The 23,104-nt window shown below is 63.6% G+C and carries 22 protein-coding genes and 1 pseudogene; 14 read left to right on the plus strand and 9 right to left on the minus strand.

Features of this window, described 5'->3' with window-relative positions:
* Nucleotides 1–20: 20 nt before the first annotated feature.
* The 7 genes from CCX87_RS16935 (at nucleotide 21) to CCX87_RS16965 (ending at nucleotide 6,298) form a co-directional block, all read left to right on the plus strand.
* Nucleotides 21–785, plus strand: a complete 765-nt coding sequence (locus tag CCX87_RS16935) for a DsbA family protein (RefSeq protein WP_003050104.1) — start codon at nucleotides 21–23, stop codon at nucleotides 783–785.
* 176 nt (nucleotides 786–961) lie between these two features.
* Complete coding sequence (locus CCX87_RS16940) at nucleotides 962–1,456, plus strand: JAB domain-containing protein (RefSeq protein WP_003050103.1); 495 nt, start codon at nucleotides 962–964, stop codon at nucleotides 1,454–1,456.
* Nucleotides 1,457–1,619: 163 nt separating this feature from the next.
* Nucleotides 1,620–2,066: a TIGR03757 family integrating conjugative element protein gene (locus CCX87_RS16945; RefSeq protein ID WP_087747799.1), complete on the plus strand. Its 447-nt coding sequence runs from the start codon at nucleotides 1,620–1,622 to the stop codon at nucleotides 2,064–2,066.
* Nucleotides 2,063–3,010 carry a TIGR03756 family integrating conjugative element protein gene (locus tag CCX87_RS16950; RefSeq protein WP_087747800.1) on the plus strand — a complete coding sequence of 316 codons (948 nt, stop codon included), beginning with the start codon at nucleotides 2,063–2,065 and terminating at the stop codon, nucleotides 3,008–3,010. Before CCX87_RS16945 ends, CCX87_RS16950 begins: the two co-directional genes overlap by 4 nt.
* A gap of 10 nt (nucleotides 3,011–3,020) precedes the next feature.
* Nucleotides 3,021–4,415: an integrating conjugative element protein gene (locus CCX87_RS16955; protein WP_003050095.1), complete on the plus strand. Its 1,395-nt coding sequence runs from the start codon at nucleotides 3,021–3,023 to the stop codon at nucleotides 4,413–4,415.
* Nucleotides 4,412–4,759 carry a hypothetical protein gene (locus tag CCX87_RS16960; RefSeq protein WP_003050094.1) on the plus strand — a complete coding sequence of 116 codons (348 nt, stop codon included), beginning with the start codon at nucleotides 4,412–4,414 and terminating at the stop codon, nucleotides 4,757–4,759. The genes CCX87_RS16955 and CCX87_RS16960 overlap by 4 nt, the downstream gene beginning before the upstream one ends.
* 15 nt (nucleotides 4,760–4,774) lie before the next feature.
* On the plus strand, nucleotides 4,775–6,298 hold the full coding sequence (locus tag CCX87_RS16965) for a conjugal transfer protein TraG N-terminal domain-containing protein (protein ID WP_087747801.1): 1,524 nt from the start codon (nucleotides 4,775–4,777) through the stop codon (nucleotides 6,296–6,298).
* A gap of 6 nt (nucleotides 6,299–6,304) precedes the next feature.
* On the opposite strand, the gene CCX87_RS16970 is transcribed toward CCX87_RS16965, so the two are convergent.
* The 3 genes from CCX87_RS16970 to CCX87_RS16980 form a co-directional block, all read right to left on the minus strand.
* Nucleotides 6,305–6,664 carry a DUF3742 family protein gene (locus CCX87_RS16970; protein ID WP_003050090.1) on the minus strand — a complete coding sequence of 120 codons (360 nt, stop codon included), beginning with the start codon at nucleotides 6,662–6,664 and terminating at the stop codon, nucleotides 6,305–6,307.
* Nucleotides 6,665–6,748: 84 nt separating this feature from the next.
* Nucleotides 6,749–7,381 (minus strand): RES family NAD+ phosphorylase, encoded by a 633-nt coding sequence (locus tag CCX87_RS16975; protein WP_003050087.1) that lies wholly within the window; start codon nucleotides 7,379–7,381, stop codon nucleotides 6,749–6,751.
* Between the two features lie 12 nt (nucleotides 7,382–7,393).
* Entirely contained in the window at nucleotides 7,394–8,020 is a 627-nt protein-coding gene (locus tag CCX87_RS16980; protein WP_003050085.1) for a hypothetical protein, read from the minus strand.
* A gap of 315 nt (nucleotides 8,021–8,335) precedes the next feature.
* Between CCX87_RS16980 and mobH the strand changes: the two genes are divergently transcribed.
* Nucleotides 8,336–10,198: a MobH family relaxase gene (gene mobH / locus CCX87_RS16985; RefSeq protein WP_003050081.1), complete on the plus strand. Its 1,863-nt coding sequence runs from the start codon at nucleotides 8,336–8,338 to the stop codon at nucleotides 10,196–10,198.
* A gap of 50 nt (nucleotides 10,199–10,248) precedes the next feature.
* Here mobH and CCX87_RS16990 read toward each other — a convergent pair whose 3' ends face one another.
* The 6 genes and pseudogenes from CCX87_RS16990 to CCX87_RS17015 form a co-directional block, all read right to left on the minus strand.
* Nucleotides 10,249–10,731, minus strand: a complete 483-nt coding sequence (locus CCX87_RS16990) for an AAA family ATPase (RefSeq protein ID WP_013520789.1) — start codon at nucleotides 10,729–10,731, stop codon at nucleotides 10,249–10,251.
* Between the two features lie 47 nt (nucleotides 10,732–10,778).
* Entirely contained in the window at nucleotides 10,779–11,048 is a 270-nt protein-coding gene (locus CCX87_RS16995) for a hypothetical protein (protein ID WP_003050070.1), read from the minus strand.
* A 32-nt stretch (nucleotides 11,049–11,080) separates the two neighbouring features.
* Nucleotides 11,081–11,260, minus strand: a pseudogene (locus tag CCX87_RS17000) (IS66 family transposase); the annotation flags it as partial.
* 46 nt (nucleotides 11,261–11,306) lie between these two features.
* On the minus strand, nucleotides 11,307–13,247 hold the full coding sequence (locus CCX87_RS17005) for an esterase/lipase family protein (protein ID WP_087747802.1): 1,941 nt from the start codon (nucleotides 13,245–13,247) through the stop codon (nucleotides 11,307–11,309).
* Nucleotides 13,244–14,278, minus strand: coding sequence for an Lnb N-terminal periplasmic domain-containing protein (locus CCX87_RS17010; RefSeq protein WP_068679670.1), 1,035 nt, complete (start codon nucleotides 14,276–14,278; stop codon nucleotides 13,244–13,246). The genes CCX87_RS17005 and CCX87_RS17010 overlap by 4 nt, the downstream gene beginning before the upstream one ends.
* Nucleotides 14,279–14,286: 8 nt before the next feature.
* Entirely contained in the window at nucleotides 14,287–14,925 is a 639-nt protein-coding gene (locus CCX87_RS17015; RefSeq protein WP_087747803.1) for a TetR/AcrR family transcriptional regulator, read from the minus strand.
* 451 nt (nucleotides 14,926–15,376) lie between these two features.
* Between CCX87_RS17015 and CCX87_RS17020 the strand changes: the two genes are divergently transcribed.
* The 6 genes from CCX87_RS17020 to phbB are packed head-to-tail and all read left to right on the plus strand — an operon-like array spanning nucleotide 15,377 to nucleotide 23,103.
* Nucleotides 15,377–16,864: an efflux transporter outer membrane subunit gene (locus CCX87_RS17020; RefSeq protein ID WP_054667826.1), complete on the plus strand. Its 1,488-nt coding sequence runs from the start codon at nucleotides 15,377–15,379 to the stop codon at nucleotides 16,862–16,864.
* A 14-nt stretch (nucleotides 16,865–16,878) separates the two neighbouring features.
* Nucleotides 16,879–17,958: an HlyD family secretion protein gene (locus CCX87_RS17025; RefSeq protein WP_054667827.1), complete on the plus strand. Its 1,080-nt coding sequence runs from the start codon at nucleotides 16,879–16,881 to the stop codon at nucleotides 17,956–17,958.
* A gap of 3 nt (nucleotides 17,959–17,961) precedes the next feature.
* The gene (rbbA, locus tag CCX87_RS17030; protein WP_087747804.1) at nucleotides 17,962–20,724 is read left to right on the plus strand and encodes a ribosome-associated ATPase/putative transporter RbbA; all 2,763 of its coding nucleotides are present in this window, start codon (nucleotides 17,962–17,964) and stop codon (nucleotides 20,722–20,724) included.
* Nucleotide 20,725: 1 nt separating this feature from the next.
* Complete coding sequence (locus CCX87_RS17035; RefSeq protein WP_087747805.1) at nucleotides 20,726–21,856, plus strand: ABC transporter permease; 1,131 nt, start codon at nucleotides 20,726–20,728, stop codon at nucleotides 21,854–21,856.
* 49 nt (nucleotides 21,857–21,905) lie between these two features.
* Nucleotides 21,906–22,367: a phasin family protein gene (locus tag CCX87_RS17040; protein WP_087747806.1), complete on the plus strand. Its 462-nt coding sequence runs from the start codon at nucleotides 21,906–21,908 to the stop codon at nucleotides 22,365–22,367.
* Entirely contained in the window at nucleotides 22,357–23,103 is a 747-nt protein-coding gene (gene phbB, locus CCX87_RS17045) for an acetoacetyl-CoA reductase (RefSeq protein ID WP_068679679.1), read from the plus strand. Before CCX87_RS17040 ends, phbB begins: the two co-directional genes overlap by 11 nt.
* Nucleotide 23,104: the final 1 nt, after the last annotated feature.

Below are 23,104 nucleotides of genomic sequence, written 5' to 3' on the forward strand. Positions count from 1 at the left end.
GCCGTGCACCGGAGAACGCCATGGAACAGAAACGCTCATCCATTCCGATGCAGGTCCAGGCGTTCCGCCGTCGGCGCTGGCGGGCCCGCTGGCCATGGGCGTTAGGCGCAGTGCTGGTTGCGCTGCTGCTGATCTGGCTCGTGTCCCGTTCGCCAGGCGAGTCCACGCCCCAAACCTCGGCGCCTGTCAGCGAGACGCAGGTGGCCGGGCCTCCTTGGCAGATGGGCAACCCGGCAGGTCGTTTCACGCTGACGCTCTACGCGGACCTCGAATGCCCGTTCTGCCGGTCCTATTTCCCTGTCCTCAAGCGTTGGGTAGCCGGCAATGCGGACGTGGCCTTGCAATGGCACCACCTGCCGTTGGCCGCGCATGAGCCGGCCGCGTCCGCCGAAGCGCGCTTGGTGGAATGCGCGGGCGAAGCCGGCGGCCATCCCGCCTTCTGGCAGGCTGTCGAGTGGGTCTATGTCCACACACACAGCGACGGCCAGGGCTTGCCCGAAGACCTGCGCCACCCCGCCCTGACGCCAGCCATCGAACAGTGCATTGCGAGCGAGCGGCCCGACGCGGCGATTCGTACCCAAACTGCGGAAGCCACGAACAGCGGCGTGACCGCCACGCCGTCGCTGCGGCTGCACGATCGCGAAACCGGCAAGGCGATCCTGCTGCAGGGCCCGATCGAGGGCGATGCCTTGCTGTCGGCCATGGACATGCTCGCGGCCGGCGATCCCGCCGCCACACCCACATCGGAAATGCCTGCCGACGTCGTCGGCGACATGCCCAGGTAGCCCCGGTCTTCAAGGCTACGGCGCAGTCCGCTGCGCTGACCACAACCCCGTTCGCCTCGCATCCTGGCCGCGAACGATCACCGCTGCCGCGGTGATGGATGCACCTTGTTCGTTCCCCAGGAGGGCTTGCCCTCCCAGGGCGAGTGCCCTCCGATCTCACCGTCTGGAGGTTCGCCATGTCTTTCGCCGTCAATGACTCCTGCCTGGAGTCGCTTTCCGCCATCGCTGCCCAACACGAGGACTGGATCATCCAGCAAGCCATCGTGCTGCTGGAGAGACGGGTCTTCAAAGCTGGACCGTGCCTCAGCCAACCGGCCGCTGTACGGGACTACCTGCGTCTGAAACTGGTCGCTGAGCCCAATGAGATATTCGCCGCTGTGTTCCTGGACAGCCTGCACCAGGTGCTGGCCTACGAGCCGCTGTTCAGGGGCACGATCAACGCGACTTCGGTCTATCCGCGTGTCGTCGTGCAGCGTGTGCTGGAGTTGAATGCCGCCGCGGTGGTCTTCGCCCACCAGCATCCTTCGGGCGTCTCCGAGCCGTCCAGCGCGGATCGCATGCTGACCCAGCAACTGCAAGCCGCGCTGGCGCTCATCGATGTGCGGGTACTGGACCACATCATCGTCGGCCAGGGTGCCCCGTTCTCCTTTGCGGAATCCGGCCTGCTGTAGCAATGGCACCGGCTCCTTGATCCACGCGGAGGCTTCGGCCTCCGCTTTTCATTGGCGCAAGACAAGCAGGTATGCGGGCAGTCCGCGATGCGCATTGTTTGTTGGGGCCGCATGGCGTTCGGCGTTTGACTATGGCCCTTGACAACTCTTGGGGGCGCTCGACATGCCAGCATCTTCATCCAGGTTCGCATCGGGCTGGCGAACCCTTGGCCTGGCCGTTGCGCTGCCGGCTTCCCTGGCCGTGTTCAGCCCGGCCAGCTTCGCCGCCGATGTGGTGGTCATCACCGACAGCCGTCACCCGGTCAGGACCATGGGTGGCGAGCAGCTGATCGAGCTGGATGAAGCGCCCCGGATCGAAGCGGAGCTTTCTGCGGCGCTGCCCGCCGATCCCGGACAGGCAACAGCCATCGTGAAGCGCCGGCTGAGCCAGGGGGGCGCTGACCTCCAGCGTCGCATCGCCACCGCATACCAGGGCGTTGCCGACGCATGGAGCCTGGGCATCACCACCATTCCGGCTGTCGTGGTGGATCAGCGCTACGTGGTCTATGGCGAGCCTGACGTGGCCCGCGCCATCGCGCGCATCGAACAGCACCGGAGGGCCGAACCGTGATCCGCTCATTCGACCTTCTGCGCCGCATGCGGGCTGCCGTCACCTCCGTGCTGCTGCTCAGCGCCACGGGCAGCTACGCCCTGAACACGGCGACCATCGTGGGTTCAGTGGCTTCGCCCGATTGCCTGGAGTACCGGGTGGTGGGTATCTGCTACTGGCTCTACTGCACCTGGACCGGCTGCACGGTGCGCACGTCCGTCAAGGTCAGGTACTACATCCCCGATGCGGTGGTTTCGTCCTACTCGAACACCGGCGAGAACCCCTGGGTCGAAGTGCGCGCCATGAGCACGCCCAACCCTTCGGCCCAGGCCGGCGGGGACGGCACCACCAATGAAGATCACGAAAACAATCTCGCGAAGTTCAAGAACGCGGACGTCATCGGCCACCCCGGCGTCGAGGTGTTCAACCAGTTCGTCTCGTCCTCGGGCTATTTCTGCGAGGGCGCAGGCACGGCCTTCATGCCGTACCTGCTCAGTACGCTGGACACGCCGGCCTGGCGCTACAACGTACCGGAGATGGTGTACCCGGAGGCATTGATCCCGGGCATGCGCGAGGTCGGCGCGCGCTCGACCCTGAACCTCTGGGGCAACGTCTATCCGCGCGGCGGCTTCCTGCACCAGACGGACGACCACAAGGCCGGTGCCGTGGTGGCCCAACGGGCCGGCGATGTGGTCACGCGCCGCGGGCAGATCCACGTCTATCAGCCGCTGCTCGCCAACTCCCGCGATGGCTACTGGCCGGCCGGCGCGCTGATGGAGGGCGATGCCTCGACCGGCAAGTGGCAGGAACTCACGCCCGTCCTGTCCTCGTCCTGCACGGTCTTCCCGCGCAACGGCTTCCTGACACAGGCCCAACAAGGCGACTACGCCTGGGCGTTGTGGCGGCCCTATGCGTGCTGCGAACGCCGGGGCCAGGTGTTCCTCGGCAGCGTCGATTTCTATTGAGGGTACGGCGATGAAGCGTCCTGAACTGATGAACCCATCCGCCAAGGTTCGCCGCCCGCTGCGCCCCACGGCGCTAGCCGGCGCGCTCGCCCTGGTCTGTGGCCTCGCGTGGGCGCAGGCCGGCTTCCAGACCAGCGGCCCCGTCATCGGCGATGAGGTCATGTACTCGATCGGCGGTGGCAGTGCGGTGTCCATGGGCCGCGCCGCTGGCATGCGTTCGATCGGGGTCGGCCTGGGTTGGAACAGCAACCTCATCTGCGGCGACATGAGCATCCAGACCACGCTGCGCAATCAGCTCAATGGGATCACGAATGGGTTCCAGCAGATCATGAGCAACGTGATCCAGAGCGCGACCAGTGCCGTGGCATCGCTGCCGGCGCTGATCATCCAGCGTGCCGATCCGGGGCTGTACAACCTGCTGACCAATGGTGTGCTGCAGGCGAGGCTGGATTTCGACCGCTCCAAGCTGACGTGTCGCGCGATGGCCGAGAAGATGGCCGAGACGGCGGGCGGCCAGCTCGGATGGAGCCAGATGGCGGAAGGCATGGCGCTGCGCGATGCGGTGTCGAGCACGGATGCCGTATCGGCGATCGAGCAGGCCGAGACGCGCCGCGGCAACGACGGCGTGCCCTGGGTGGGCGGCAGCAATGCCGGCGGCGCGGGCCAGTCGGCCATCCGGGTGGTCGGTGACGTGACGCGGGCGGGCTACAACCTGGTCAACGGGCGCAGCGTGACTGACACGTCCTCCATCGCGCCCGCCAGTTGCGCGAGCCTGTCCTGCCAGACCTGGACGTCGCCGCAGCAGGCGACCGAATGGGCGACGCGGGTTCTCGGGGAACAGGTACAGCGCACGTGTGATTCCTGCACCAAGACCGAGACCGTGCCTGGCGTCGGGCTGACGCCGCTGATCCAGGAGGAGTACGAGACCAAGCTGGAGGCCTTGCAGGAACTGGTCTCTGGGACGCGCAACACGACGTTCGAGAACCTGCATGCAGCCGGCAGCACCTCGCTGCCCATTACACGCGGCGTCATCGAGGCGCTGCGCGACGAGCCAGACCAAGACCTGCTGGCGCGACGTCTCGCGTCCGAGGTCGCGTTGTCGTCCGTGCTGGAGAAGGCATTGCTGCTCCAGCGGACCCTGCTGACCGGCAAGAAGGAACCCAACGTGGCGGCCAACCAGTTGGCGGTCGAGGCCGTGAACCACGAGAGCGACACGCTCGATCAGGAGATCCGCAACCTCAAGACCGAACTTGAACTGCGGCGCGAACTGGCGAACAACTCGCCCATGGCCATCATCCAGCGCCACGGGACGCGCGCGGCCGGCTCGCGCGGCATCTACGAAGGCGACCCGGTGCCCGACCGCCTCGATCGGTTGCAGCGGGGCAACCCGGGAGGCACGCCATGAACGCGGCCTGGCTGCGCCCGCGCTGGCTTTTCAGCCGGCGCGCGGCAAAGGCGCTGCTCCTGGCGGTGGTCATCATCGCCGCGGCCGTGGGCGCCAATCTCGTCGGCATCTACCTCGTCGGCAGCGTTGCCGGCTGGGAGCGGTGGCTGGCTGCCAGCGCGGGCTACTTCCTGGTGTGGCGGCTGTGCCTGTACGGCGCGACGGTCTATGGCTGGGTCTGGATGCGCCGCCGGCTGCTGGCCCGCGAGGAAGACGCGCAAGCGCGGCGACGCCTGGTGCGCAGCGAGATCGCCGGCGTCGTCGCCATCGTGGCGCTGGAAGCCAGCCTGCTGATGCAGAGCTGAAGAGGGAGCCGCGCCATGACGCTTTTTACGACCGACTACCTGGAGTACTACCTGACGCTGGTGTCCTGGATCGTCAACAACGGCATCTGGGCGGTGCTGGTGTCGAGCGGAGTATTCGCGCTGCCGTTCGTCGCCATCATCGTGCAGGAGTGGTTGAAGGCCCGTGCGGAAGGTGCCGACGAAGGCAACAAGGGCGTGCTCTCGGCTGCGCGCATCGAGAACCGGGTCTTCGTCGCCATCGTGGTGGTGATGTTCGCTGGCATCCCGTTCATCGACGTGGACCTCAACACCATCCAGTACGACAGCTCGCGCTCGGCCCAGTGCCAGGTCAGCGTGCCGCAGCCCACGGATACCGGCTGGTCGCAGTCCTTCAGCACCATCAACAACCAGTCGGCGAAGGTGCCGGTCTGGTGGGCTTTCATGCACGCGCTCTCGCGCGCCGTCACGAGCGCCTCGGTGGCGGCGATCCCATGCGGCACGGACCTGCGGCAGATGCGCATGGAGATCGACGCGACCCGCATTGACGACCCGGTACTGGCTCAGGAAGTAGCGGATTTCTCGCGGGATTGCTATGGGCCTGCGCGGGCCAAATTGTTCATGCAGCGCCCTCAGCTTGATGAGCAGCAGATGCACGACGTGACCTGGATAGGGTCGAGGTTTTTCACGGGCACGGGCGGCTACTACGACACCTACCGCTCAAGCACGCCGCGCGACGACTGGCCCTACGACAGCACCCGCGATGCGGGGCTTGCACAGGTGGGCAGCGGTGGCGGCTACCCGACCTGCAGGCAGTGGTGGGCCGATGGCGGCAATGGCCTGCGGGCACGCCTGCTGGGACAGGTGGACCCGAACCTGTTGAATCGCCTGGCAGGCTGGGCCGGGTTCCTGAGCAGGGCCGAGGTGGACGACTCGGTGATCCGCGCCATCGCGTCACCGCGGCAACAGAAATTGAACCAGGGTAGCGTCTATACGGACTATGGCGGCCAGATCGACAAGACCTTGCCGAACATCGTGACGCGGGCCACGGGAGACGTTGGGATGGCCGTCGGCGCGATTGCCGCGTTTCCCGCCATGGACGTCGTGAGACAGTCTCTGCCCATGGTCCTCGCCTTGCTCAAGATGGCGCTGGTCATCTGCATCCCGCTTGTGCTGGTCGTAGGCACCTACGATCTGAAGACGGTCGTTACCGTCAGCGTCGTGCAGTTCGCGCTCTTCTTCACGGACTTCTGGTTTCAGCTTGCGCGCTGGATCGATTCGACGATCCTGGATGCGCTCTATGGCTGGGGGTTCGGCTGGAATCGGCCGCACACCAACTTCGACCCGCTGGTGGGGCTGAACAACGCCTTCGGAGACATGCTCCTGATGTTTGTCACGGGCACGATGTTCATCGTACTGCCTACGTTCTGGATCATGGCCTTGGCTTGGGCGGGCGTTCGTGCCGGCAACGTGTTGCAAGGCCTCGCAGGAGCCACCGGAGATGCCAAGGCTGCTGGCGGAAGGGGAGGAAGCATTGCGATCAATGCAGTGTCGAAGAAGTGATCGCTGCTAGTCGTCCTCGACATGAGGATCAATGCGGAAACCGTCGTAGGTGTATAGGCCGAATCCTGCTGGTCCGTTTCGCCACTCTGGCTCGGGCAACTCCTCGCCCAAGTCGGTGTTGCGGGCCATCCAGGCAACCACCATGACGCACACCATCACCAGGGCCAGCCAGAAGGTGGTGTACAGCAGCACCCCGAGCGCAGCCAGCTTAACCATCCACACGAGCGCGGTGGCTCCAGCCGTCGGCATGCCCTTGGAAACCAACCAGTTCGACGCCCGCCGTTCACAGCGCGCGTAGGCACGCCATCCGCGGCCAAAGGCGCGGCCGAGGCGTTCTGCGGTGCTGGTGCGAGTCGTGGTGTTCATGGTCGTCTCCTACTGCTGAGGGATGCCTATTTCAGTTTGGTCCATTTCATTCTGTTTAGGGCTTCAATGTGTTCTCTTGCTGCTTCAGGACGCTTCGTCATCCGGTTCCAACGGGCCAGGGTCGGGCTCCACGCCGATGCGGTATGTAGCAACGAAACGCGGCCAGTCCACATGGTCAACGAGATCGATGTCCTCGATGACACTGACCTTCGCGCTGGCACGCTCGAACAGCGCGATGCTCTTGGCGGGATAGTTGTTGCGCGACGGATAGAGCACCCCGTCGAACAGCACCTGGCCGTCATCTCCAAGCATCGCATGCACCTGGGCCGACACCTGCTGCGTGTGCGTGTAGTCGCGGCTGGCCAACTGCTCCAGGTTCAGGCCGAAGTAGCCCGCCATGACGCCCGGCGCCGTGAGGTCGGCCAGAAGCACGTCGTCCATCACGCCCACTGCGCGCACCATCCGGCTCTGGACTTCTTTCAGCGCGATCGAGCGCTTCGTGTCCGCAAGCCACTGGTGCTTATGAAACACCGACTCCATCAGCGCCGTGGGCAGGTCGCGCCCCAGGTAGAGCACCCCGTAGGCCTGGGCCGGGTCATCGTAGCGATTGGTGCTGCTGCGGCCATAGTACAGCGGGCTGCCCCGATAGACGACGCGGCTCACATGCTGGAGCAGCTCACCGGCATCGATCAGGAACGAAGGCAGCTCGTGGCTCATGGCGATCTCGCTTCAATGCACCTGAACGCCCAGCACGTTGAACACGGCCTCGGCCACGTCGTCGATCGTGCCATGCGTCACCGCATCCACTGGCGAGCGGCCGCCCAAACCTTCGAGCGGTTCGGACAGTGCGCGGTAGATCGTCCAAGGGTCGATGCCCTCGACCTCCTGAAGCACGGTTTGGGTCAACTGCTGCTTCACCGGGTCGAGCTGCCAGTCGGGCAGTTTCTGGCCTCGCGGCCCCACGTTCAGCGCCAGCAGCCGACGGGCGAGGATGTCCTTGTAGATCTGCTGGCGCGACTTGTCCGCCAGCTTGGCGTACTCCGCGGGCGGCAGGTTGTGCGGCTGGTTGAAGGTTTCCAGCAGCACGGCGCGGCCTCGCTGGACGTCGGTTTCAGTCGGCGCCCAGCGCGTCTCAGCGCGCAGCGCAGCCGTCTTACGCTTCAAGGCGTGCTCCACCGTTTCACCTTCGAGGTTGGCTGGCAGCTTTACCGCCTCCACGCGCTCGTGAATGAACGCCTGCAACTCGGCCGCGAAAGCCGGCGCATCCCGGATTTCGACGGTATCCGCGAAGCGGCGCACATCCTCCACGGTGACACGCGGCAGACGGTCGGCAATGAATTCAATGGCGGTGGGCATGGTCATCTCCCAGGTAGGTTTGAGACAGGACTTACTCTAGTCGCCTTTGTCGCATTTGTCAACTTTGACGCCTAGAGAGCAACCTACCTGGCGAAAACAGCGTCTCCGCAGCATAGGCCGAGGCCAGCGGCTGGTCGCCGCGCAATCCATTCGTGCGGGTTCCACATTGACGCTGGAACCGCAACCCAGGCCCCGCTATACCGAAACGGTTAAAGGCCAAAGGGCCGAAACGGCAAGGGAATGGGGTGCAAGGGGAAAGGCCCTACCTCGAAAAGGCAAAAAGGCCTCCCGGTCGGCCCGCCACAGGACACCCGCATGCTCTCCCTGTTCCAGCGAAAACGGCCCCCGGTCGCCGGCGCGCCACCGCCAGCACCCGCCACCGTCCTCCCGAAAGGGTTGATGCGGCCCGAGTCGGCCGCATCGCTGCTGGCCACCCCGCGCCGGCAGAAGCTGCTGGAGCACATTTGGCAGCGCACCTCGCTGTCGCGCAGGCAATTCGCCACGCTGTACCGAGCGCCCCTGGAACGCTACGCCGAGCTGGTCCAGGCCTTCCCGGCCTCCGAGGCGCATCACCATGCCTATCTGGGCGGCATGCTCGACCACGGCCTCGAAATCGTCGCCTACAGTCTGAAACTGCGGCAGTCCCATCTGCTGCCCATCGGCGCCAGCCCCGAAGACCAAGCGGCACAGTCCGAAGCCTGGACCGCCGCCGTCGCCTACGCCGCGCTGCTGCACGACATCGGCAAGATCGCCGTCGATCTGCACGTCGAGCTGGCCGACGGCAGCATCTGGCACCCTTGGCACGGCCCGCTGCGCCAGCCATACCGATTCCGCTACCGCGACGATCGCGAGTACCGCCTGCACAGCGCCGCGACAGGTTTGCTCTACCACCAACTGCTCGACCGTGAGGCCCTGGACTGGCTCAGCGGCTATCCGTCCCTGTGGGCACCACTGCTCTACGTCCTGGCCGGGCAGTACGAGCACGCCGGCGTACTGGGCGAACTTGTCGTGCAGGCAGACCGGGCCTCGGTGGCCCAGGAGCTGGGCGGCGATCCGGCCCGCGCCATGGCTGCGCCCAAGCACGCGCTGCAGCGCAAGCTGCTCGACGGGTTGCGCTACCTGCTCAAGGAACAGTTGAAACTGAACCAGCCGGAAGCCTCCGATGGCTGGCTCACCGACGATGCCCTGTGGCTGGTGAGCAAAACGGTCTCGGACAAACTGCGTGCGCACCTGCTGTCCCAAGGCGTCGATGGCATCCCTGCGAACAACACCGCGGTGTTCAACGTCCTCCAGGATCACGGCATGTTGCAGCCGGCGCCCGACGGCAAGGCTATTTGGCGCGCGACCATAACCAGTTCCACCGGCTGGTCCCACTCGTTCACCCTGTTGCGCCTCGCTCCTGCGCTGATCTGGGAATCTGGCGAGCGACCGACGCCTTTTGCAGGCACGGTAGCGATCGACGCGGCAGTCGCCGAAAACGACGCCGAGGCGCCGAAAATGCCGCCTGCGGCCATGGCGAAGGCAGCCCCGAACGGTCAGAAACTTCCATCTTGGGAAGGCAGTAGTACCGTCACCGCCTCACCGCCTAAGGCCCAGCCCGTGTCCGATGTCATGGAGGACATGCTGGCAATGGTGAGCACGAGCGGCTCGCCTGGTGCCGAGCAGGATGTGGAGCCGGTCGCACAGAGAAGCTACCCCGCAGACCCCAGCACTCCTATGCCAGCGACTGCCGCAGTGCTTCCTTCGCCACCACCATCTACTGCTAAACCACCCCTAACAGCAGCGCCCCCGTCAGGCGAACATTTCATGATGTGGCTGAAACAGGGAATTGCTTCGCGCCGGCTCATCATCAACGACGCAAAAGCGCTCGTGCATTCCGTGAATGACACGGCCTACTTGGTCAGCCCAGGTGTGTTCCAGCGCTACGTCCAGGAGCACCCTCATGTCGGCACGCTGGCACGGCAGGACAAGATGCCGGATTGGCAGTGGGTGCAGAAGCGCTTTGAGAAACTGGGGTTGCATCGAAAGCACGACAGCGGCTTGAACATCTGGATCTGTGAAGTCACCGGGCCGCGCAAGTCCCGGAAGCTGCATGGGTATTTGCTGATCGATGCGAATTGGTTGTTCGATGCAGTACCACCCAACAATCCTTATCTCAGAGTTACGCAAGAGATTTGAGCATGGAGTCCTACGTGGCGGTGAGATACGGTAGAGTTCGCCTTGGTAGGTTAGCGGCTAGCCAAGGTGTCCAGCACAAAGTCAGCGCGTTGCGCCACTCTGATCTTGGGCAACCGCGATACCGCATAGCCCAGCGCTGGATAGGTGCGCTGAAGCCGCTCGAATTCAGCCCGCGCTTCATCCATGCTGTGACGGCGTTCTTCGTCCTGCACATAGATTTCAGGCCACGGCGGGGCCAGAAAGATGCGCGAGTGGTAGCGATGCGACTGGGCAATCGTGTCCAGAATAGTAGTGCCGTCCAGTGCCTGGGGTGCTGCCGCCGCGTCGATCAGGCCACGGTCGAAGAACACCCATTGCGTATTGCTGCGTGGCGCATTGGCATGGTTGTCTAGCGCAAGGTCGATGGCCCCGCGCAGGAAGGCCGTCATGTCGAGCCACGGCAGGGCCTGGCCGCCCGTGCGTGTTTGTTCCTGAACGATACGCCGTCCAGGCTCCTCAATTACGGCATCCCTGGATTTCCATTCAACCCCCACAAACGAGAACGACGATCAACTATCTCCTGAAAGGCCATCAGCATCCATCAAGGCCAGCATGCCAACAATGAGTGCGTGCATGCCCTGTTGAGTTCGGCCTCCATCTCGGCTTCCTCCGTCGCACGGTCTGCATCCACGACGGGTTCCCGTTCGGCGACCGAGTACACCGTGTCGGCCACGGCAAGGCAGTGGAACGCCACGGTGGTCAACAGCCAGCGCGCATGCTCCATCGATATGCCGTAGGCCTGAGCGATGTGGCGTTGGTGGCCGACGATTTTGTCGAGCATGGGCTGGGTCGCCGCCAGACGGCGGATCACGTTGGGTACGCCTTGCCGTCGCCAAGATGCTTGGGCTTGAGCATCGGCGTCTCGTGGGCGTGCAGCACCACGTGGCGACGCAGTTCGTCATCCAGCGCCTTTACCATCGGCTGCAGTTGCGCGCCGCACGCACCGACCCACTGTGCCAGCGTCGAGCGGGCAACAGTAAGTCTGATGCTCTTTGCGCATTCAGATGAATGCATTACGCCCATACGAAATCCGAAATCAGCTCGGCCGCGCACAGCAGATGGCAGTTGTCTATGGCTGTAAATGCGCTTCCCGCAGAGCCATGTCCTCTCTCAGAATACGCTGGATCTCCAGTATCGCGGCCGCGCTCTGTTGCACGCTGTGCCCCGAAATAATGACTTTCTCGGACTGTGCGCCGGGAAGATGTGCGCTGCGATAAGGCACAAGACCGTCATCGGAATCATCGAGGGCCACTTCGGAATTGGCTTGGGCCACGATCGAGTGATAGCGCACCTGGGATGAGATGGGAAAGCCCGCCGCCGTACGCACGAACGGATCGTTTTCGTCGAGATTGTTCACGCTATTGGGAATGGCTGCCAGGCTTTCACGGCTGCTGGCGGCCGCATTGGGTGCCAGTGTATGGGCGAGTTCTTCGAGCACCGTAATGGGAAAGCGGATAAATCCCGCCATCCAGCGCCCCAGGCGTCCACCCGCGACCGATGTGCCCCGATGAGGCGCCGCGATGAAGATGGCACTGCTGACATTCGGGAAGGGCTCGAAACGCAACATCGGATCTATGCGTTTGATCTGCTGCGGCGTCAGCCGACTGCGATCCGCAGCCAGCTGCACCAGCGACTGGTCGGTTGACGACACCATCAACCGCGCGATGACCCCGCCCATGCTATGCCCCACCAGTACAAGGTCGGACGATGCCGGCGCCTGGCCGGAAGGATCGAAATGCGCCAGCGTATCCCCGAGCGCTCTGCGAATCATCGCGTGGTTCAATGCGATCGGCATATTGGTCGGGTAGTAGACCTGCCAGATTTGGTAATGCTGGCGCAGCGCCTCATCGCCCAAGATTTCGTTGGCGAGTTCCACCCAGGCTTCCGGGCTGCTGGCCAGTCCGTGCAGCATGACGATGATCCGCCTGTTCGGATCGTAGGGCTGCATCAAGTAGACGTGCGGGCGGTCGATGCCACCCTCGCGCCCGAGCAGGCTGCGCAGCGACTGGCGGTTGAAATTGGCACGGGCCAGCCATACGCCATAGCCGGCCGTGAAATTGGCCGCCAGCGGCACACGTTGGCCGCGCAGCATAATGGCCGATTCCACATAGGGGTCATGCACCGTCAGACGGGCTGTACGAGCATGCAGCACGCTGTCCAAGTTGTCTCCGTCGGGATGCAGCAGAACCGTCATGGACGGCGCGGGCATCTCGCTCCAGGGCAGCGGTTGCTGATCATGTTTTGCCGCTGGGCGACCACCCCGAGTTGGGGCGGCGCTCAGGGACTCGTCCGGAATGACCGCCACAAGCTCGGCGCCAAAGCCGTCGCGCCGGTAGAGGCTACGCAATCCACGGAAAGACAGGGACGAGGCTGGCAGGAGTTCGGCTGGCACCGCCGTACTGCCCGGTAAGCGCGCGCCGCGCATATCCAGCTTCAGTTCCCAGCCTGCAATGTTCCAACTGGTCTGGTCGGACAACTGCGTCGGCATTTGTTGCCGAACTTCGAACATGCCGGTGGCCGCATGCTCGACGGCATAGTTATACCAATCCCGCACTTGGGTCTGGCGATCCTCGAAGGCCCGCTCTCCCGGAGTATGGTCACCAAGGAACAGATAAGCATAGGCATAGCGAATCGTCTCAAGCCAGGCGGCTTGCTGCGCTGAACCGGGCTTCATGGCCTGAGCCTGCGCCAGCCATAGTTCGGACAGTGCAGCCAGGCGTCTATCCGTGGCAACCCCCGTCACGGTAGCCAAGGCCTCCGCGCACTCCGAGGAGATCGGCTTTGCGCATGCCTGCTCATCCAATGCCGCCACCCTGATGGTCTGGACAGTCGCATCGCTGAGCTTGCCACGTGTCAGGATGTCGCCGCGCTTGAGTTCGATGGCCTCCCTGGTAGGTAGCGTATGAACTTCAACCACTGGGCCGAACTCGCGCAGGATCGAGCAGCCCCCCAGCAGCAGCGGAGCAAGAGCGGCGCATGTAATGAGAAGGCAGGCCTGCGGGAACCTCATGGATTCACCTCGTTGGCAGGGATGCCTGGCACACCTTGTCGAATCGACATCGAGAAGTCATCCTCTGACACATCGGAAGCAAGGGCACGTTCGTTGATATGCCCCAGTGCCTGCAATTCATCGTAACGATAGCCAGGCGTCAATCCATGCATGTCGTAGACGTACCGCGCAAAATATCCAGACAGCAGCAGGCGATAGTCCATTGGCAATGCGGGCGCAATGACCCGGGCCAGCTCGAATACGATGGTCGTGCAGTTACTGGTTAACGTGTTGTAAAAGCGCGGTTTCTGCCGCAGTTCATTGGCCGCGTTCAGAAACTCCAGAAACAACGCGCGGGCACTCGCCTGATTCATCTGCAAGCGATAGAGATAAACATCTTCGCCTCGCGCGTTGCTGCGCGTACGCACAATGTCTCGCTCATCGGCGGCTACCAGGATCTGCTCGAACTGACGGAAGAATCCTCCTACCGCCGAGAAGGACTCATGGCGTTCCTTGCGAATTTCCAGCGAGAACACCACGCGTTCACCGCCATCGAAGCCGAACGACACCAGGGTGTGGGCGATGTGCGGCCCCATCCAGTAGGAAAGCACCAAGTCGGCGCTGCGCAGACGATCCAGGTCGTATGTGCGGCTCTCCCACTGCGGGGTGTAGTCGGTTTCGCTGCGCCACTGGAAGTTGCGCACATTATTCAGGTGAACATGGTTGCCGTCGATCCTGGCCTCCAGCAACTGGGCGACATCGTCAGCCCATACACGCTGGTGTGACGGCTGCAGCGTCCCCCACCACATGAGCAGGGAGGCGGCTGCGATCACAAATGCGAATCCGGCGATGTTGCGATTGCGCCGCCCAAGCAAGCCCGCCCGCGACAAGACAACGGTCACACCCAACGTAGACCACATGGCAATGACGAACCATCGCACCACCGAAGGTCCCGGCATCTGATGCCACAGAGCCAGCGCACCCCACACAGTCAGCAGCAGTACCACAAAGCCGATCGCCAAGCCTGCAAGGGCGCGCAGGACTATGTGCATCACTCCGCTCATTGAGGCTGCAAAAGCTCAAGCAACAGTTGCCGGTGCGCATCCCGTAACTGCACCAGCGAGATGGAAGGACTGCCCTTGGACAGCATCGAGGAACTCAGCCACAGCACTGCGGGCGCGAGCGCCAACGGGAAGAAGTGTTCGGTCAAGACGCCTGGGCGAATGACGCCTCGGCGTATGTTGCGGTGGATGATGGTCTGCGCCCGCTCTTTCAGTCCGTGCGCAACTTCGTTGTGCCAACGCTGCACCAGCTCTGGTGTTCTGGCGCTTTCGGCCAGAAGCAGCCGGTAGATCGACATCGTGGCAGGGGAGCTGAAGGTCGCGTACAGGCGATCCAGGTAGACATCTACCAGCTCTGGCAACGTCAGATCCTCATCCGGGAGCCAGCCCTGGAAATCACAAATCTGCTTCGTCGTACGTTCGAGCAAGGCGTGAAAAATTTCTTCCTTGCTTTTGAAGTGGGCATAGATGCCAGCCTTGGACAAGCCCGCGCATTCCGCCAGGCGCTCCATCGACACTGCGTTGTATGTCCGATCCGCGAATTCGACCAGGGCCGCGTCGAGTATTTCCTCTTTCCTGGCGGCAGAGGACAGGTAGCGGCGCTTGTTGTCTGGCGCGTCATCTTTCTTGGGTGGCATTCAAAGGCTCTGTTCAAAGATCTGAGGGGTGTTCCCATGGGCCTGTCACCGGCTCTACCAAGAATCAGGGCCTTCCTTGAACCCAAGCCGGCAGCTCGAATTGACCTGCGTCAATGACCGACGAGCCCGCTGATTGCGGTTCTTGGATTGTAACGTATAATTGAAAATAATCGTCCAGTCGTTTGTTTTCAGATTTCACAATGCAGATCAACACAGGGCGCGAGTGAACCTGGCACATCGGGTTACGACACAGGAAGAGCGCCCTATCAACCAGCCGGGGAACACGGGGATGCACATATCAACAAGGAGATGAAGTGGGCTTGACAGCACTTGCAAGCAAGAAAGTAGGGCCTGCGGACACCAGCCACGAACCCCGCATTGCGCGGGTGGCAGCCATTCCCTCCTCTGCGACCAGACCCTCTTCAGCCCGATACCTGTACGGAACGTGACCATGCTCCCAACTTCCCCGTTGTTTCCTGCGTTCAGATTGCGCGCTGCCTCGTTGGCCCTGAGCGCCGTCGTCTTGACCGGCTGCATGTCGCTCGCTCCGGCGCCAGACACCCCGCCATTGCCCGTGCCCGAAGCCTGGCCCGCGCATCTTGGATCAGGCACCGACGGCGCCCACGCGGGAGAGCTTGCCTGGCAGGCGTACTTCACCGACCCCCTGCTGCAACGCCTCATCGAGACCGCGCTGGAAAACAACCGCGACCTGCGCGTGGCCGCGCTGCGCGTCGAGGAAGCCAGCGCCACATTCCGCATTCAGCGCTCGGATCGTTTTCCTGCCATGGGCGTGGGCGCCCAAGGTGGACGCGCGCGCGTCCCTGGCGACCTGAACATGTCGGGCCGATCGCAGGTGGGCGGCGAGTACCGGGCCGAGGTGGGTTTGACCACCTGGGAACTGGATCTGTGGGGTCGGATCCGCAACCTGGAAGACGCCGCCCTGCAAACTTGGCTGGCTTCCGACGCGGCTCGCCAGGCCGTCCATTTGGCGCTGATCGCCCAGGTGGCAGACGGCTATCTTGGCCTGCGCGAGATCGACGAACGCGTGGCGATCGCACGGCAAACCGTGACCACCCGCGAGGAGTCCTATCGCATTTTCCGGCGCCGCGTCGAAGTCGGCTCGACCTCGAAGCTGGATCTCACACAGGTCCAGACCCTGCTGAACCAAGCTCAGGCGCTGCTGACGCAGCTTGAGCAAGCTCGCACCACGCAACTGCACGCCCTGGCACTGCTGGTAGGCGCTGATCCCGGCCCGCTGCCCGCCAAGGCACCCTTCGATGAAACGACGGTTCTGGCTGAGCTGCGGGCCGGTCTGCCTTCGGAGCTGCTGGTCAGTCGCCCGGACATCATTTCCGCCGAACACCAATTGCGTGCCAGCAATGCCCACATCGGCGCGGCCCGCGCGGCGTTCTTGCCGCGCATTGCGCTGACCGGCAGCTTCGGCACGGCCAGCTCCGACTTGAATGGCTTGTTCGATTCCGGCAGTCGCGCCTGGACCTTCATGCCCACCCTGTCGCTGCCCATCTTCGATGGCGGGCGCCGCCGCGCCAATCTGGAGCTGAGCGAAGTGCGCCGCGACATCGCCGTCGCCGGATACGAAAAAACCATTCAATCGGCCTTCCGCGAGGTGGCCGATGCGCTGAGCGCAAAGCACTGGCTGGCTGAGCAGTTGACGATCCAGAGAGCCAACCTGGAAGCGCAAAGCGAACGCGCACGCCTGGCCAAGTTGCGCTACGACAACGGCTCGGCCGCCTTCTTGGAAGTGCTGGATGCCCAACGCGATCTGCTGGGAGCCCAGCAACAACTGGTACAGGCGCGCCGCGCGCTGCTGTCCAGCCAAGTGGCGCTGTATGCCGCGCTCGGCGGCGGCACCCTCGCCGCAGCCGGCGAGGCACAGGGTGCGGCCTCGACTCCCGCTTCCACCCCATCAACCCGTTAAGGCACGCCGAACCCATGACTGTCTCCCCCTCTCTCAAGAAAAAACTCCTGGTCGCTTTCGCTGCAGCGGTTGTTGCCGCGCTGGCCTGGTGGAGCTGGACGAGGTTTACCGACAGCGGCCCGGGCGAAGGATTCGTCAACGGCAATGGCCGCATCGAAGCCACCGAGATCGACGTGGCCACCAAGCTTCCCGGCCGCATCGAAGACATCCTGGTGCGTGAAGGCGATTTCGTCACAGCCGGCCAGCCACTGGCCAAGATGCGGCTGGAAACGCTGGAAGCGCAGCGCGACGAGGCCCTGGCCATGCGTCAGCAGGCTGAGCATTCGGTGACCGCGGCGCAGGCACAGGTGGCGCTGCGTGAAGCCGACGTGACTGCCGCCTTGGCTCTGGTTGGTCAGCGCGAGTCGGAACTGGACGCCGCGCAACGGCGCCTGACACGCTCCAGCACGCTGTCGAGTGAGGGAGCCGCCTCGATCCAGGAACTGGACGATGACCGGGCGCGCGTACGGGGCGCCCAGGCGACCCTCGCGGCCAGCAAGGCACAGGCCGCCGCTGCCCGCGCCGCGGTCGAAGCCGCCAGGGCGCAGCTTGTCGGCGCGCAGTCCAGCGTGTCCGCCGCTACGGCCAGTATCAGCCGCATCGAAGCCGACATCCGCGACAGCGAACTGCGGTCTCCGCGCGACGGACGGGTTCAGGTGCGTGTCGCGCAACCCGGCGAGGTGCTTGGAGCGGGCGGACGTGTCTTGAACCTCCTTGATCTGTCGGACGTGTACATCACCTTCTTCCTGCCCGAAACCGTGGCCGGCCGCGTTGCGCTGGGTTCGGAGGTTCGCATCATTCTGGATGCCGCGCCCGAGTATGTGATTCCAGCCACCGTTTCCTTCGTCGCCAGCGCAGCGCAGTTCACCCCCAAGACGGTGGAAACCGCCAGTGAGCGACAAAAGCTGATGTTTCGCGTGCGCGCACAGATCTCGCAGGAGCTGCTGCGTGAGCACCTGAACCAGGTCAAGACCGGTCTGCCCGGCGTAGCCTGGGTCAAGCTCGACGCCAAGGCCGAGTGGCCTCAGAACCTCTCCGTTCGTGTGCCGGAGTAAGGTATGAGCCACAGCGCGCAGCTCGCGACCGTTGCAAGTGTCCGCCAGGTAAGACTGCGCTACCGCGACGTCATTGCCTTGGATGGCATTGACCTGGACATCCCCGCTGGACGGATGGTCGGTCTGATCGGCCCCGACGGCGTGGGTAAGTCCAGCCTGCTCTCGTTGCTGGCCGGTGTGCGCATCATCCAGGAAGGCACGGTCGAGGTGCTCGGTGGCGACATGGCCAGCAAGGCCCACCGCAAGCTGGTGTGCCCGCGCATCGCCTACATGCCGCAGGGGTTGGGCAAGAACCTGTATCCGACGCTCTCGGTCGAGGAGAATCTGCAATTCTTCGCGCGGCTGTTCGGCCATGACGCGCCCGAGCGCCGCCAGCGCATCGATGAGCTGACCCAGGCCACTGGCCTGTTCAAATTCCTGGAGCGCCCGGCAGGCAAGCTGTCCGGGGGCATGAAGCAAAAACTCGGCCTGTGCTGCGCGCTGATTCATGACCCGGATTTTCTGATTCTCGATGAGCCGACGACTGGCGTGGACCCGCTGGCGCGCGCGCAGTTCTGGGATCTGATTGAGCGTATCCGCGCCGATCGCCCCGGCATGAGCGTGATTGTGGCCACGGCCTACATGGATGAGGCCCAGCGCTTCGACTGGCTGGCCGCCATCGACGACGGCAAGGTTCTCGCCACCGGCACGCCGAAGGAATTGCTGGCAAGAACAGGCAGCCCGAACCTGGAAGAGGCATTCATCCGCCTGCTCCCGGAAGAGAAAAAGCGCGGACACCAAGCGGTAGTCATTCCCCCCTTGTCGGATGGCGGCGCGGACGATATCGCCATCGAGGCCGAGGGGCTGACCATGCGCTTTGGCGACTTCGTTGCCGTCGATAGCGTGTCCTTCCGCATCCGGCGCGGTGAAATCTTCGGCTTCCTCGGCTCCAACGGGTGCGGCAAGTCCACGACGATGAAGATGCTTACCGGCCTGTTGCCGGCGAGCGAGGGTCGGGCCTGGCTGTTCGGCCATGAAGTGAACCCGCATGATCTGGGCACCCGCCGCCGCGTCGGCTACATGTCCCAAGCGTTCTCGCTCTACAGCGAAATCACGGTACGCCAGAACCTGGAGTTGCACGCCAAGCTCTTCAGTGTGTCCCCGAACGATATTCCGGGCCGCGTGGACGAGATGGTGGAGCGCTTCGGGCTGGTGGACGTCATCGACAGCCTGCCGGCCAGTCTGCCGCTGGGCATACGCCAGCGCCTGTCGCTGGCCGTTGCCATGGTGCACAAGCCCGAGCTGCTGATTCTGGACGAGCCGACCTCCGGCGTCGACCCGGTGGCGCGTGATGCGTTCTGGCGGCTGCTTATTGAATTGTCGCGGCGCGACCGGGTGACGGTCTTCATTTCCACTCACTTTATGAACGAGGCCGAACGCTGCGACCGCATGTCGATGATGCATGCCGGCAAGGTGCTCGACAGCGACGTGCCCGCCAGGCTGGTCGAGAAACGCGGCGCCAAAACCCTTGAAGAGGCCTTCATCGGCTACCTCCTCGAAGCCGAGGGAGGCACAGCCGCCCCGCCCAGCCAGCCTGAGGCCGACAATCACGAGGAGCAGCCATCCGCGGTACCCGCTGAACACGGCGGGCACGGCTCTGGCGGTTTCAGTCTGCAGCGAATGTTCAGCTATCTGTGGCGCGAGACGCTGGAATTGCAGCGGGACCCGGTACGCGCCACGCTGGCGCTGGGCGGTTCGCTGCTGCTGATGTTCGTGATCGGCTTCGGCATCACCATGGACGTCGAGGACCTGAGCTATGCGGTGCTCGATCGCGACCAGACCACGCTTAGCCAGAACTACACGCTGAACTTGGCCGGATCGCGCTACTTCACCGAGCACGCGCCGATCATCGACTACGAGGACCTCGACCGGCGTATGCGCAACGGCGAACTGTCGCTGGCCATTGAGATCCCCCCTGGCTTCTCTCGCGATGTGTTGCGAGGCCAGAACGTGCAGATAGGTGCCTGGATCGACGGCGCCATGCCGCAACGCGCGGAAACCGTCCAGGGCTACGTTCAGGGCATGCACCAGCACTGGCTGCTCGTACAGGCCAGCGAACGCAGCGGTGCCAGCGCCGCAGGAAATGCGAGCGTCGAGACACGCTTTCGCTACAACCCCGATGTCAAGAGCCTGCCGGCCATGGTGCCGGCGGTGATCCCTCTGCTGCTGCTCATGCTGCCGGCCATGCTGACCGCGCTGGCGGTGGTGCGCGAGAAGGAGACGGGCTCGATCACCAATCTCTACGTGACGCCGGTCACGCGCATCGAGTTCCTGCTTGGCAAGCAACTGCCCTATGTCGGTCTGGCCATGGTGAACTTCCTGCTGATGAGCCTGCTCGCGGTCACCGTCTTCGGTGTGCCGGTCACGGGCAGCTTCTTCACCCTGTCGCTGGCCGCGCTGATCTTCTCCTTCGCTGCGACCGGCATGGGGCTGCTGGCCTCGGCCGTCACGCGTAGCCAGATCGCGGCCATGTTCTTTGCCATGATCGGTACCCTGATCCCGGCCACCCAGTTCGCCGGCCTGATCGATCCAGTGTCCTCGCTCGAAGGCTCCAGCAAGTTCATCGGCGAGATCTACCCCGCCACGCACATGATCTCCATCAGCCGTGGCGTGTTCAACAAATCACTCGGCCTGGCCGACCTGACGGGGCCGCTGTGGTCGATGCTCATTTCGGTTCCGGTCATTCTCGGCGTGGCTGTTTTGCTACTCAAGAAGCAGGAGCGTTGAGATGCGCAGAAGAAACCTGGCCAACATCTACGACCTTGGTGTCAAGGAGCTGTGGAGTCTTTGGCGCGATCCGATGATGCTTGTGCTCATCGTCTATGTGTTCACCGCGTCGGTCTACACCTCGGCCACGTCCATGCCGGAGACGCTGCACAACGCCCCCATCGCCATCGTCGACGAAGACAATTCGGCGCTCTCCCAGCGGATTGCCTCGGCGTTCTACCCGCCGCAGTTCACGCCACCGGCCATGATCGACTATGGAAGGGTGGATCCGGGCATGGATGCCGGGCAGTACACCTTTGCCCTGGTCATTCCGCCCAACTTCCAGCGCGACGTGCTGGCCCGGCGCTCGCCTGCGTTGCAGCTCAACGTTGACGCTACCCGCATGAGCCAGGCATTCACGGGCAGCGGCTACATTCAGCAGATCGCCATCGGCGAGGTCAATGAGTTCGTCAAGCGCTATCGCGGGGCTGAGCCACTGCCTGTGGATCTCGCATTGCGTGCGCGTTTCAATCCATCGCTAGACAAGGCCTGGTTCGGCTCGGTGGTTCAGATCATCAACCACATCACGCTGCTGTCCATCATCCTGACTGGCGCGGCGCTGATCCGGGAGCGCGAGCACGGCACCATCGAGCACCTGCTGGTGATGCCGGTCACGCCCGCGCAGATCATGCTTTCCAAGATCTGGTCGATGGCCCTGGTCGTGCTGATCGCCTCCTTTCTGTCGCTCAATCTCATGGTGCGCGGCGTCCTGGGCGTGCCCATCGAGGGCTCCATTGCGCTGTTCTTCGCCGGCGCGGCGCTCAGTCTGTTCGCCACCACCTCGATGGGCATCTTCATCGCCACCCTGGCGCGCAACATGCCGCAGTTCGGCATGTTGATGATGCTTACCATCATGCCGCTGCAGATGCTGTCGGGTGGCACCACGCCGCGCGAAAGCATGCCCGAGATCGTGCAGAACATCATGCTGATCGCGCCCACCACGCATTTCGTGGAACTGAGTCAGGCCATCCTTTACCGGGGCGCGGGCCTGGAGACGGTATGGCAGCCCTTCCTGGCGCTGGCCCTGATCGGAACGGTGCTGTTTTTCCTGTCGTTAGCACGCTTTCGCAAAACCATCGGCCAGATGGCCTGATCGTTTTACCGCCCGAGTGGGCATTTCAACCCAAGCAAGGAGTTTGACCATGAGCAATGAAACCATCCCTCTCAATCTCTTCAAGGCGAACCTGGAACTGCAGCTGCGCATCCAACGCCTGATGCAGGAAAACGGCCAGCAATGGCTGGAGAACGCCACGCGCGCGGGCAGCGAAAACATTGCCGAGTCCGGCACTGAGATCGAAAGCCTGCTCAAGGCCCAGAACTGGCAGGAGTTGGCCACGCTGCCCGCGCAGGCCTTCTGGCGTCAGTTTCAGCACCAGATGGGTGGCGCGCAGGCACTAACGCAAGTCGCAATCAAGAATCAGACCACCTTCACCCAAGGCCTGCAGCAAGCCATTCAGGACTGGCAGAAATCGGTCACGCAGGCCGTAGGCCAGGCAGATGCGATATTGCCGTTCCAGGATATTTTCAAGCAATGGGGAGCGGTGTGGGCCAAGGCACAGGACAAGGACGCACCAGCCAAGACAGGTGGTCGCAATGCCGGCTGAGCAACGCACTGCACTGGTCACCGGCGGCAGCGGCGGCCTGGGCGAAGCCATCGCCCGGGCCTTGCACGATGCGGGCCATACCGTGCTCATCGTCCATTCGCCGGGCAATGCCAGCATTGGCGCGTGGCTGAAAACCCAAGCCGGCGAAGGTTACGACTTCGCCGCCTACGGCGCGGATGTGGCCGACCATGCCTCCTGCCAGGAGCTGGCCGGCCTCATTCAAGCAGACGGTCACCACATCGACATTCTGGTCAACAACGCGGGCATCACGCGTGATGCTACGTTCCGCAAGCTGAGCTACGCCGATTGGGATGCGGTCCTGCGGGTCAATCTCGACTCCGTTTTCAACGTCACCCGGCCATTCATCGACGGCATGCTCGAACGCGGCTGGGGCAGGATCGTCAACATCTCCTCGATCAACGGCTCCAAGGGGCAGTTCGGCCAGACCAACTACTCCGCCGCAAAAGCCGGCATGCATGGCTTCACTAAAGCCCTTGCGCAAGAGGTGGCGCGCAAGGGTGTGACAGTCAACACCGTCTCGCCGGGGTATCTGGATACGAAGATGGTGACGAGCATGTCGGAGGAAGTGGTCAAGCAAGTGACTGCCGGTATTCCCGTGGGTCGTCTGGGACGGCCTGAGGAAATCGCCGCACTGGTTGCATTCATCGCCAGTGAGTCTGCGGGGTTCATGACCGGCAGCAACGTGTCGATGAATGGTGGCCAGCACATGTACTGAG

It is taken from the genome of Acidovorax sp. T1 (assembly GCF_002176815.1).
Lineage (GTDB): Bacteria > Pseudomonadota > Gammaproteobacteria > Burkholderiales > Burkholderiaceae_C > Acidovorax.

Coding starts and splice junctions, on each gene's coding strand:
- CCX87_RS16935 (WP_003050104.1), top strand. CDS start 21: ATGGAACAGAAACGCTCATCCATTCCGATGCAGGTCCAGGCGTTCCGC.
- CCX87_RS16940 (WP_003050103.1), top strand. CDS start 962: ATGTCTTTCGCCGTCAATGACTCCTGCCTGGAGTCGCTTTCCGCCATC.
- CCX87_RS16945 (WP_087747799.1), top strand. CDS start 1,620: ATGCCAGCATCTTCATCCAGGTTCGCATCGGGCTGGCGAACCCTTGGC.
- CCX87_RS16955 (WP_003050095.1), top strand. CDS start 3,021: ATGAAGCGTCCTGAACTGATGAACCCATCCGCCAAGGTTCGCCGCCCG.
- CCX87_RS16960 (WP_003050094.1), top strand. CDS start 4,412: ATGAACGCGGCCTGGCTGCGCCCGCGCTGGCTTTTCAGCCGGCGCGCG.
- CCX87_RS16965 (WP_087747801.1), top strand. CDS start 4,775: ATGACGCTTTTTACGACCGACTACCTGGAGTACTACCTGACGCTGGTG.
- CCX87_RS16970 (WP_003050090.1), bottom strand. CDS start 6,664: ATGAACACCACGACTCGCACCAGCACCGCAGAACGCCTCGGCCGCGCC.
- CCX87_RS16975 (WP_003050087.1), bottom strand. CDS start 7,381: ATGAGCCACGAGCTGCCTTCGTTCCTGATCGATGCCGGTGAGCTGCTC.
- CCX87_RS16980 (WP_003050085.1), bottom strand. CDS start 8,020: ATGCCCACCGCCATTGAATTCATTGCCGACCGTCTGCCGCGTGTCACC.
- mobH (WP_003050081.1), top strand. CDS start 8,336: ATGCTCTCCCTGTTCCAGCGAAAACGGCCCCCGGTCGCCGGCGCGCCA.
- CCX87_RS17005 (WP_087747802.1), bottom strand. CDS start 13,247: ATGAGGTTCCCGCAGGCCTGCCTTCTCATTACATGCGCCGCTCTTGCT.
- CCX87_RS17010 (WP_068679670.1), bottom strand. CDS start 14,278: ATGCACATAGTCCTGCGCGCCCTTGCAGGCTTGGCGATCGGCTTTGTG.
- CCX87_RS17015 (WP_087747803.1), bottom strand. CDS start 14,925: ATGCCACCCAAGAAAGATGACGCGCCAGACAACAAGCGCCGCTACCTG.
- CCX87_RS17020 (WP_054667826.1), top strand. CDS start 15,377: ATGCTCCCAACTTCCCCGTTGTTTCCTGCGTTCAGATTGCGCGCTGCC.
- CCX87_RS17025 (WP_054667827.1), top strand. CDS start 16,879: ATGACTGTCTCCCCCTCTCTCAAGAAAAAACTCCTGGTCGCTTTCGCT.
- rbbA (WP_087747804.1), top strand. CDS start 17,962: ATGAGCCACAGCGCGCAGCTCGCGACCGTTGCAAGTGTCCGCCAGGTA.
- CCX87_RS17035 (WP_087747805.1), top strand. CDS start 20,726: ATGCGCAGAAGAAACCTGGCCAACATCTACGACCTTGGTGTCAAGGAG.
- CCX87_RS17040 (WP_087747806.1), top strand. CDS start 21,906: ATGAGCAATGAAACCATCCCTCTCAATCTCTTCAAGGCGAACCTGGAA.
- phbB (WP_068679679.1), top strand. CDS start 22,357: ATGCCGGCTGAGCAACGCACTGCACTGGTCACCGGCGGCAGCGGCGGC.